This is a genomic window from Ruegeria denitrificans, from assembly GCF_001458295.1.
Lineage (GTDB): Bacteria > Pseudomonadota > Alphaproteobacteria > Rhodobacterales > Rhodobacteraceae > Ruegeria > Ruegeria denitrificans.
This window is the reverse complement of sequence record NZ_CYUD01000018.1, coordinates 46,965-58,388: the sequence shown is the minus strand read 5'-3', so window position 1 is coordinate 58,388 and position 11,424 is coordinate 46,965. Positions and strand designations below refer to the sequence as shown.

The window sequence follows — 11,424 nt, the reverse complement described above, 5'->3', positions numbered from 1 at the left end:
CTGCACTTTGGCACATTCGATGCCGGTGGAGCAGGAGCCACCCACCTCATCCGCTTAGGGCCGAAACGAACTTGTTCAGTAATGGGGTAAGGGTGGATTTATCCGTCGTCCCGGATTTTGGGACAGATGGCCGCCTGAGCTAAGAGAGGATTTGGTCCATCTGGTTGTTGTGATCAAGCGGCGGATTTGCGGTGAAGCAAGCGCGGGTTCCGATGATCTTCGGTTTGATCCTTACTCGTTGTTTCAAAATGGGGAGGCCGCGCCCGAATTAGGCATCGGCCGGGGTGAGGTTTTGCAGACTCTCGTGATAGCGCCGGTGGCTGTGATGATCGACAAAGGCATCGATCTGCTGCCTGAGATCACCGGGCAGGTCGTAGTATTCCAGCAAGATGCGGTTCTTCAAGGTCTGGTACCATCGCTCGATTTTTCCCTGAGGTTGCCGATGATACGGAGTGCCTCAGGACCACCCGGCAGATACCGCTCAAACCAGCGATAGAAGGTGGTCCTGAGGATGCCCAGCTTGTCCAGAATGCATCTGGTCGGGAGATGCGAATTCGACCAGATGGACGATCTCCAGCTTTTCAGATGCAGCCCTCTCATCGCTGCAAACAGCGACTGCCGGGTGACAGAAATCTCATTCGTCGTCGCCCCCATCTGTCACCTGACAGGCGCATGCAAAGCATGCTGCCCAGAGGGCGCGATCATGCTTTTTTGAGCAACCGCAGTTCAAGAGCATGTTCGGCAATCGCGTCCTTCAGATAGCGCGCCTCGCGGCGCAGACCTCTGACCTCGGTTGGTGCCGCCGCGAGCGGTTTCACCGGCAAGGCGCTTCTTAGCGGCTTCAGGGAACTCTTTGGACCAATTGTCGTACAAACTCTGTGCAGTACCTTCACGGCGGCACCGCTCTGCAATGCTGTCCTCGCCCTTCAGGCCGTCCAGCACAATCCTGATGTTCTCTTCTGCTGAATATTGCTTGTACGTGGCCCGGTGGAGGTCTTTTGCAACTTTCGCACCGCGGCTCCGCTTGGTTCCGGTCCTGCGCTACGTTTGATCCGCTGGATCAACGCTTAACGCTTTGACCAATCTCATCTCCACTCCTTGGCGTTTACGATGAGCCAGAAACCCTCCCTTATCAATTCGGTCTAAGCTGTCTCAATGGCGCTGACAGCAGAAACGTTGCACGGGAGCGGGATAGAAAACCAGCGAAAGTTTGATACATCCATCATGCCGCGCGTCACGTCGGTCAACACGAATTCACTGCCATCAGCCAGCGAGCAAATCAGTAGATTGCGTTCAGCATCACCAATGAAACAACCAGGAACAGAATTGTCATAACCCCGCCCGAGCGCACAAAATCCATAACCTTGTAACCCGCAGGGCCCATGATCAGCGCGTTGACCTGATGGGTTGGAATAATAAAGCTGTTCGAAGTTGAAATTGCCACGGTAAGCGCAAAAACAGCCGGGTTGCCACCAGCCGCAACAGCGATTGAAATCGCAAGCGGTACAAGCAGAACGGTTGCCCCGACATTTGACATCACTAGCGAAAAGGCAGTGGCCAGTATCGCAACCCCGGCCTGTAGCGCCCAAATCGGCCAGCCGTTCAAAAGGACCATGATCTGCTGCGCTATCCATGCCGCAGTTCCGGTGTTTTGCACCGCCTGCCCCAGAGGGATGAGACAGGCCAACAGAAACACCGTGTTCCATCCGACTGCGCGATACGCCTCGTCGACGCTTAGCACCTGCGTGAGCATCATTCCGGCCGCTCCGGTCAGCAGGCACAGCGACAATCTAACGTCGGTGAACAAAATCAACGATAGGGAAATGGCGAAAAAGGCCAAGGCCCAGCCGACTTTCTGTGGGCGTAATTCATCCTGCGGAAAATCAGTTGTGACGACAACAAAGTCCGGATCTCGCTTGATCCGCATCAGGTTGTCCCAACGTGTGTGGGCAACCAGCATGTCACCTGCGTGAAATTCCTCGAGCCCGATTTGGGTGGATTCGTGCGTGTCAGTCTCAACATGGCTGAGCGTTTCTTCGCCTCGGTGAATGGCCAGCAATGACATGCCATAGGTTTTGCGGAACAAAAGCTCGCGCGGGCATTTTCCGATCAGTTTGCTGTCGGGGGTCACAACAACCTCGGCAATCCCGGCATTAGTCGGGGCGAATTCTTCTACAAAGATGTCCAATTGCGGTAGAACGGTCAGCCCGTATTTTTCCGCAAATTGCTCGACCACAAAGCGATTTCCTATGATAGCCAGCCTGCAGGGCGCAGCGATTTCGGCGGTCAGAACCTGAACCATCGAGGTTTTGCCACGATAGAAGGTCGAGATGATGTAAAGATGGCTTTCGTGGTTGATATCAGCCAGAATCTGCCCCACAAGCGGGCTTTTCTCTGGTACGATCACCTCAAAAACATCTGCCTGAAGCCCATACACCCGTTGCAAGTACTCCTGCGTACCTTGCCCTGTGCCAGTGCTGTCAGATCCGGTAACACCCGGAAGTACCCACCGCCCAAGCAACAGAAAGTACGCGATCCCGGTCAGGATCAATGCCGCACCAATTGGTGTGACCGAGAAAAGACCAAAGGGTTCGATTTTCTGGCCTTCGGGCAGCCCTTCATTCGCAGTCAGGATCAGGTCGTTAAGCAAAATCAGCGGTGATGAGCCAACCATGGTCATGGTGCCACCCAAGATTGCACAAAACCCCATAGGCATCAGCAGGCGCGACAGCGGAATGCCGGATCTTGACGAAATGCGGCTGACAACGGGTAAAAACAGGGCCGCCGCGCCGACATTTTGCATGAATGATGAAATAACACCGACAGTGCCCGAAATGATCGGCAGCACCCGGCCCTCGGCAGAGCCGCCATATTTCAGGATGACCGCCGCGACTTTGTTCATGATGCCGGTTTTATCCAACCCGGCACCTACGATCATAACGGCGATAATTGAAATAACCGCGTTTGACGCAAACCCGTCAAACAATTGCGAAACGTTTGCAAGGTTCTCCAGGCCTGGCGCATAGCTGAGCAGACCAACAAGAACCAGGACTACTATGGCAGAAAGGTCAATTCTTACGATTTCAGATACGAACAGGAAGACGGTAAAAGCCAACAGAGCGCAAACCACTCCCATCTCAAAAGTAAAGGTCACATGTTCCACAAATTCACCGAGGCATTGTCTTATTTTTAAAGTAAATTACTAGACCATCCCGTTCTCGCTGTCATGATGTTTCAGCAGTTGACCGAAAAACGAAACAAAGTTTCGCGCACTGTTTTCCAATGACGCAACAAATCCTATTTTTCATCCATGTATGCGACACCTGACCAATCGTCTGATATCGGGCTCTCCTGCGCTACAGTAGCCCTTTCTATCATCAATGCAGACGCAAGATCACCACCCCGGATTTTGTCTGCAGTCTCAAAGGCCGCTATAGCCTCGGGCATTCGTCTGGCCCGGTAATGAGCAAGCCCCGTCTCATACTTCTCAATCCATGGTGGCGCCTCACCAATGCTATCGGCCATGGCGATCAGTTCAAAAACAATCAGCTCTTCGGACCGGCCCGCGATTTCAAGCGTGTCCAGTTCCCGCACGATAATCGCATCCCCTGCTTCCCGCCGGGTTTCGGGGCCAATCAGGATCGCACTGCCATAGGCTTTGTTGGCCACCTCCAGACGGCTTGCCACGTTCACGACGTCCCCAATCGCAGTGTAATTCAATCGCTGCTCAGAGCCGATATTGCCAACCAGCGCCTCACCACTGTTCAGACCGACCCGGACATGCAGGGTATCGTTAGTCTCGCTGTGCAGGCCGGCGCTTTCAACCATATCCACCAGCTCCAGCGCAGCGCGACAGGCATCTTCAGCGTGGTTAGGGTTCTCTCGTGGTGCCCCCCAGAACGCCATCACCGCATCACCGATAAACTTGTCGATTGTTCCATGATGCCGTTCAATGGTCGACGACGCGGCGCTAAAGAATGGTGCCATCAACTCGACAATCTTCGGGCCATGCTTTTCAGTCAAGCCGGTGAAACCTGAGACATCACAAAACAATACAGAGATTGTCTTTGTTTCCCCTCCGGGCTGTGTCTTGATGCCTGCCGCAACCAGCATTCTAACCAGATCGGTTGGCACGTATTTGCGAAAAGCTGACAAACCTGCCGCCATATTCGCCGTCGCGGCAGACAGATTGTTGAGCTCTTTCAACCGCGAGGGGCGACTTGAAACCTGCTCGACGTCAAAGCGCTCGATCCGACTCAGGTCCTCGGCGACGCGCGCCAAGGGATTTGCAACCACCCTGCGCACAAACCAGATAGCAAGACCGGTTGCCACCACCACCACCGCAAGAAGCGCGTAAAGAAGATTGACCAGGGTTTTGTCGATACTCGACAGGAAGGCAGACTCGGGGATAACCGTAGCAACCCGCCAACCGTAAAACCCAAGTGGGGTCAATGCCACTGCATAAGGCACGTCGTCATACACCACACGGGTTGTCAAAGTACCCGCGACATTCGTATCAGAGACAGCCAGTAAGGTTTCCCCCGACATCTTTGCCACATCATATAATTCTCCCTCGCCCATCCGCGCCGGAGTGACCTCATCGGCTTCGGGGTCTGGCACGGCGATCACCTTGCCATCCGCGCTCAGAACAAAGGCCGCACCAAACTCACCTGGCCGCAATGACCCCAGAAACCGAGACAACCGGTCTGTTTCGATGGCCACAGTCAGCACGCCCTGCCGTCGACGGTTCACGTCAATTGCACCGGCAAAGGCGTAAACTGTTTTATCACTGCCCGGTAGATCACGAACTTCAATCCAGTCCGGCGTATCGCGGTGAATGAAGTTCTCGTACCACGCATGGTCCCGCGGGTCATATTCTGTTGGAAAAAACGACCGGTTTTCGAATTGGATGTCTCCGGGGATAAATTTGTATCGGTCCTTGCGCAGGCTCCGATCCTGAATCTCGTCGTTGATTTCCATCATCTCCAACCCGTTGTCACCCAGCCGGTGTGCGGCAAAGAAATTACCGTCGGGCCACCCAAAGGTAATCCACGAGATGTTAGGTTGAGCCTGCAACTGCGACAGGAAAACGAACTCACGCTTGTCGGCTTGCCGAGTCTGAATGACATTCTGGATAAAGATCGTCCTGACCGCAGCCCAGGCCGCTTCGGCGGACCTAAGGGTCACGCCCACCTCGATCCGGACTGTGTTAGCGATCTGGCTGTTGATCTCGGCCGCCAGCATACGGCTGTTTTCCCGCGCGGTCGTCCACCACAGTGAATGCACCACAAAGGTCGACACGCCGATCGAAAGCGCGACAAGTATTGAAACGGCAATTCCTACGCTGACTCGCACTTGTGTTCCAAAACGGCTGTTGGCGGCAAAAACTCGGGTCTGACCGGCCAGAGCTTAGAGTGTGCAATTCCTTGTTTCCAGATGGTTGCAAGAAACATCCCAATTTGTTTACCCGGATTTGAATACAAACGAAGGTCGCTCGCCTACCAAGCCACACCGCCGTGGCGCAACAGTGATCACGCGTGGACAAACATAGAGATTCAAAAAACCGCTGTTGGACGGGCAACTGCGATGCAGCAGCAAGACCTGCAAGACCATGAAGTATTGTAGAAAACAAGTCGGGCCACGAACCCCGGCCTTTACTTACAGAAATTCAAACAGCCGCCCAGGCACATTGCCCTGCCAAGATAGACCCAAAGCCCGCATCAGCGCAAACATCATCGCCTGATTGGATGTCACCACAGGTTTGCCCAGGGCAGCTTCGATCCGGTCGATGGCTTCGACCGCGCGCATGTCGGTACAGCTAAGGACAATGGCTTCGGCTTCGGGGTGGTCGGCCCGACATGCAAGGTCGAAAACCTCATCCGGGGTCAGTTCGCCTTGCCCGTAATTCCCCAGCTCACGACCGATATCAGCACATTTGACCGTTGTGATCTGGTTTTGAGCCAGGAAATCGACGGCCTGCGTGTTGATTTCACCCAGATAGGGTGAAGAAAACCCGATCTTGGTCACACCCAGAACCTTGATCGCACCCACCAACGCCCCAGCAGCAGTGATAGACAACGCGCCTGAACCGGCCTTGATGTCCTGTGCCAGCTGTTCGTCAAACGACGGACCATGCGTCAAGGTCGCCGAAGTGCAGCCATACAACACCACATCAGGACGTATGCCCGAGATCATCTTCAGGTCGTGACTGATATCAGATGCTCCAAGGCCCGCCATCTGGTCAGAGCCCGGGATTTCATCCACATCATATCCGCCCATACGCTGGAAATGCACCGTCGTGTCAGGACATCGCATCAGTATCATGTCTGCTTCGAGATTGGTGTTGGTAAAAGGCACCAAGACGCCAATTTTTGCCCGTCTGCGGGTTTCATAGATCATGATGTCACCTCTTTCAGAACGGCCAGACAGCGATCCATGATGTCTTGCGCACAGATCGTGGCACGCAGGCAATCAGCCAAGCCATATCCACCCATACCGCGCATCAGAAGCCCTTGGGCACGCAGGGCAGTATCCGCCTTTTGTGCCGCTTCAACATTGGCGAAGCGGATCAGCACAAAGTTGGTGTGGCTGGGCGCAACCGTCAGCCCCAGCGCGCGGCATTCCTCGGCAAACTGATCGCGGATGACAGCTGTTTTTGTCACCGTATCGCACATATGAGCCTGATCCTGCATCGCGGCGGTTGCCATGGCTTGCGACGGGATCGAAACATTGTTGGGGTTTAGGATCTTGCGCACCTCTCGTTCAATTACAGGCGGGAACAGGCCCCAACCCACGCGTGCACCGGCCAGACCAAAAGCCTTGGAAAAGGTGCGCATGACCACCGTATCGCCCCGATCCACCAGCTCAAAGATTTCAGTGGGGTTCTGATCCTGATCTGCGAATTCCGCATAGGCCTGATCAACCACCAACAGGACGCCCTCGGGCAGAGCGTCTTGCAGACGGATGACCTCGGTATTCGGGATCAGGGTCCCCGTCGGGTTGCCCGGGTTGCAGACAAATACGATCCGTGTTTGGGGCGTGACGGCGGTTAGAATGTCATCAACCGATACTGACAGATCAACTTCACGCGCCTTGACGTAGTCCGCCTGCACCTGCGCCGTGGCTGAGGCCACATAGGCGTAGCCGTAATCCGTACCCAAAACCCGATCGCCAGGCCCGGAAAAAGCGCGGATGAGACAGCCGATCAGCTCCATCGAACCCGCACCACACAGGATATTTTCAGCCTTCACGCCATGCGTTTCGGCAATCGCCGCGCGTAGTTCGGGCCAGTCAGGATCAGGATAGAGAGGCATCTGCGTCAAGGCCGCCTGCCCCGCGGCGATTGCTGCCGGACTGGCTGGAAAGGCGCTTTCGTTCTGGGCCAACGAAACGGTCTCTGACCCGCCCAAATCAGCCAAAGCATAGGCCGCCATGGACCGAACGTGATCGACCGCCCGGATCATGACGCACCGCCATACGCTTTTGCGCCAGATTCAGTGACCAGTCCGCGTCTCAGGTCCAGTTCCAGCGCCTCGGGGTCTCGTTCTGCCGGATCGCCAAATCCGCCGCCGCCGGGCGTGTCGAAAATCAGATAGTCACCACCTTCAACCCGCAGTTCGCCCTTGCCCGGGATGTCGCTGTCACCATCGCGGAACCGGATGCGCCCCGGCGCTCCGGGCTGCCCGCCCATTCGACCCAGAGCCGGGAATTTTAGCCGCTCGACCGACAGGAAAACGATAAACGGCGCGTCGTTCGACGAGGTCATCTCGATCCTCTGCCCAAGCCCGCCGCGATACTTGCCCGCCCCACCGGAATCCGGCAGCAACTCGCGCCGCCACATCACCACAGGCGCAACGCTTTCGGTGATTTCAACCTGAGACCCGAAGACGCCCGAAGGATAGGCCGTCGCCGACAACCCATCCGCATGGGGCCGCGCACCGGTGCCGCCGTTATGGACAGGTTCAATAGCAAACTCACGCCCACCATTGGCCGCAACTTCCGGCGCATGACGCATGGGCAGGTCGAACATGCACGAGGCACCCTCGGCCGGGACTTGATCCGGCAGCGCCTGATGCAGGCAACCCAGCACAAGATCGGGGGTCACCTGCCCCAGCGTATGTCGCATTGCCACCGGCACCGGACGTTGGGCGTTTAGGATACAGCCCTTGGGGCCGTCAACTGTGAACGGTTCCAGCGAGCCCGCGTTATTGGGAATGTCCGGCCCGACGATGCAGCGCAATGCGAAAACCGTATAAGCGGTGGCATAGTTGAGGGGCACGTTGATGCCCTTTTTCGAACAGCCTGATGTTCCGGTGAAATCCACATGCATCCCGTCTTTGGTTACGGTCAGGGTCGCGTGCAATTCCAGCTCATTCTCATAGCCGTCCATGCGCAGCACGTTCTTGAAGACGCCTTCAGGCACCTCGGCGATGGCCTGTAACGCCCCTTTGCGCGAGGTGTCGATGATATAGCTGCCCAGCATATCCAGATCGTCGATCCCGAACTCGTCCATCATCGCCACCAGACGGGTTACCCCGGCCTCGCAACAGGCGATCAGAGCGTAAATGTCACCCTCATTGGCGATCGGCTCGCGCGAGTTGGCACGGATGATATCCATCAGCAGCGCATTGGGTGTTCCGGCCTCAACCAATTTACATGGCGGAATCAAAAGCCCTTCGTCATAAATGTCCGATCCTTCGGGTCCCATGCCCAAACCGCCCAGATCCACCAGATGCGACGTACAAGAAGTAAAGCCCACCACCTTGCCATCCTTGAAAGCGGGCATCATCAACAGGAAGTCATTCAAATGACCCGAGGCCAGCCATGGGTCATTGGTCATGTAGATGTCGCCGGGCTTCATGTCCTGCAGCGAGAATTGCCCACGCAGATACAGCACAGCCTCGGCCATGGTGTTGATATGACCGGGCGTGCCGGTTACGGCCTGCGCCAGCATCCGGCCATTCACGTCAAAAATTCCGGCCGAGATATCACCGCATTCACGCACGATGGGTGAAAATGCGGCGCGGATCAGGGTCTGACCCTGTTCCTCGACCACCGCCAGCAGACGGTTCCACATCACTTGCAGGCGGGCGGGGGAAAGCTCACCGGTCATCATGCGCCTCCTTTCTGGTCTTGGGTCAGGACAAGGTTGCCGATGGCATCCATATGGGCCGAGAAATCAGCGGATACGAGCGTGGTGGTCTGAGGTTCATGGATCAGCGCAGGCCCCGGTACATGGTCTCCGGGTTTCATATCGGCGCGGGCAACAAAAGCCGCGTCCCTCGCTTTGCCGTCCACATCACAGATGATGGGGCGCGTCTCGGTAACGTTGAACACTGTGTGCTCACGGGTTTCGGGCACAGACGGAATCGCCTCATCCAGCGTCGCCACGCGCACGGCCCAGTTCAGGATCTCGATCTCCATCCCTGGCACAGGTCGCGAGAATTGCTTACGGTATTCCTCTTCAAACGCAGCGGTCAGAGGGGCAATATCTTCGGCAGTCAACGCGCGATCCGGCAGAGAGATCTCGATCTCATGCCCCTGCCCGTTATAGCGCATGAAGGCAGTGCGGAGGGTTTCGGTCAGCGCACCGTCCGCGCCTTGCGCCACAACTTGTTTCGCCTCGGCGATCATGGCGCCGAACAACCCGTTCACGCCGTTCATATCCATAGTTTCCAACAGCGAATAGCGCGAGCGGACGATCTCGAACGACACTGGCGCGAACAGGAACCCTACCGCCGATCCAACGCCCGGATTGGGCGGGATCACGATCCGCGACACTCCGGCCGAGCGGGCAACCCGGCTGGCATGCAACGGTCCGTTACCCCCAAAGGCGATCATCGTACGCGAACCCAGATCCTTGCCCGATTCAACAGCGTGCATCCGCCCGGCGCTGGCCATGCTTTCATCCACGATCCGGCTGATCCCGTCTGCCGATCCTACCGCGTCCAGGGCCAACCTTTCACCGATTACACGGGTCAACGCGGTCTTGGAGTCTTCGGGGTTCAGCTTAATATGCCCTTCGGCAAAAGTATCCGGTACGATATAGCCCAGCGTGATATCGCTGTCCGTCACGGTGGGTTCAGTGCCGCCGCGCATAAAGGCCACCGGCCCCGGCTCGGACCCTGCGGATTTCGGTCCAACGGTCAGGCGGCCCAAACGGTCCACGCCCGCAATTGAACCACCGCCTGCGCCTATCTCGATCATCTCAATCACCGGGATGCGCACCGGCATGCCCGAGCCTTTTATGAACCGTGCCGCGCGAGCGATTTCAAACGCACGAGAGGTTTGTGGGCGCGCGTTGTTAATCAAGCACAGCTTGGCCGTGGTGCCGCCCACATCGAAAGACAGCACCTCATCCAGCCCTGCCCGTGCAGCGATACGAGCGGCCAGAATCGCGCCGCCCGCCGGGCCGGATTCGACCAAACGGATTGGGAAGCGCGCCGCAGTTTCAACCGTGCACATGCCACCCCCTGCGGTCATCATCAGAATCGGGCAGGTCACACCTTGGGCTGCAAACTGATCCACGAACCGCGTCAGATAGCTTTCCATCAACGGTTGGATATAGGCGTTCGCAACCGTCGTGCAGAGCCGATCGAATTCACGCGCTTCGGGGCTGACGTCGGAGGAGATCGAAACCGTAAGGTCAGGGCGATGTTCAGCCAGCAGATCACGCAGCCGACACTCGTGCGCCGGGTTGGCATAAGCGTGCATCAGGCCGATCGCCACCGCCTCGGCCCCGCTGGCATCTAGCTGAGCCAACAGATTGTCAATCTGCGCCTCATCCAATGGGATCAGAACAGCACCCTCGGCCGACATGCGTTCACGGATGACGAAGGACCGTTCGCGCGGCACCAGAAGGTCCGGCTTTTCCAGATTGATATCGTATTGGGAATAGCGCCGCTCGTACCCGATATCGAGGATATCGCGAAACCCTTCAGTGCAGATGGTGGCGACATCAGCGCCTCGCCGTTCGATCAGCGCATTGGTGGCAAGGGTTGTGCCATGGATGAAACCCGTAACCTCGGACAGCGCGCGCCCGGTTTCGGCGGTCACGCGCAGCGCACCCTCCATAGCGCCATCTGCCGGGTTTTGATGGGTCGTCAAAGTTTTGGTCGAGGCCAAAATCTGGGCTTCACCGGAAACCAATACGGTGTCGGTAAAAGTGCCACCAATATCAATGGCAAGTCGTAGCGCGGTTGTCATGTATCATCCCGTGGTCGTCTGAATGTAAGCAGGCAAAACACCCCAAAGGGCGGTTACCGAAACATCGGGACGAGATCACACCCGGTCGACCGGCGATCCATGGGATTAGGGATACACAGACAGCTCATACGGATTTCCATACTCACTAAGAATAAGGGGCGCTAGCAAGTTTGCGACAAAACGGCCTGCAAGCGACAACGTCCTGATATCACCTCTTGT

At 56.7% G+C, this 11,424-nt stretch carries 6 protein-coding genes and 1 pseudogene; all 7 read right to left on the bottom strand.

Features of this window, described 5'->3' with window-relative positions; translation table 11 throughout:
* Positions 1-271 precede the first annotated feature (271 nt).
* A pseudogene (locus RUE5091_RS22760) lies at positions 272-1,035 on the bottom strand (integrase core domain-containing protein); the annotation flags it as partial.
* A gap of 244 nt (positions 1,036-1,279) precedes the next feature.
* Entirely contained in the window at positions 1,280-3,163 is a 1,884-nt protein-coding gene (locus tag RUE5091_RS20465; protein WP_370732536.1) for an SLC13 family permease, read from the bottom strand.
* Between the two features lie 134 nt (positions 3,164-3,297).
* On the bottom strand, positions 3,298-5,355 hold the full coding sequence (locus tag RUE5091_RS20460; RefSeq protein ID WP_058283800.1) for an adenylate/guanylate cyclase domain-containing protein: 2,058 nt from the start codon (positions 5,353-5,355) through the stop codon (positions 3,298-3,300).
* Between the two features lie 303 nt (positions 5,356-5,658).
* Positions 5,659-6,399 (bottom strand): maleate cis-trans isomerase family protein, encoded by a 741-nt coding sequence (locus RUE5091_RS20455; protein WP_058283799.1) that lies wholly within the window; start codon positions 6,397-6,399, stop codon positions 5,659-5,661.
* A complete protein-coding gene (locus RUE5091_RS20450; protein ID WP_058283798.1) occupies positions 6,396-7,463 on the bottom strand; it encodes a pyridoxal phosphate-dependent aminotransferase in 1,068 nt (355 codons plus the stop codon). Before RUE5091_RS20450 ends, RUE5091_RS20455 begins: the two co-directional genes overlap by 4 nt.
* Positions 7,460-9,112, bottom strand: a complete 1,653-nt coding sequence (locus RUE5091_RS20445) for a hydantoinase B/oxoprolinase family protein (RefSeq protein ID WP_207383755.1) — start codon at positions 9,110-9,112, stop codon at positions 7,460-7,462. Before RUE5091_RS20445 ends, RUE5091_RS20450 begins: the two co-directional genes overlap by 4 nt.
* Positions 9,112-11,205, bottom strand: coding sequence for a hydantoinase/oxoprolinase family protein (locus RUE5091_RS20440; protein ID WP_058283796.1), 2,094 nt, complete (start codon positions 11,203-11,205; stop codon positions 9,112-9,114). The genes RUE5091_RS20445 and RUE5091_RS20440 overlap by 1 nt, the downstream gene beginning before the upstream one ends.
* Positions 11,206-11,424: the final 219 nt, after the last annotated feature.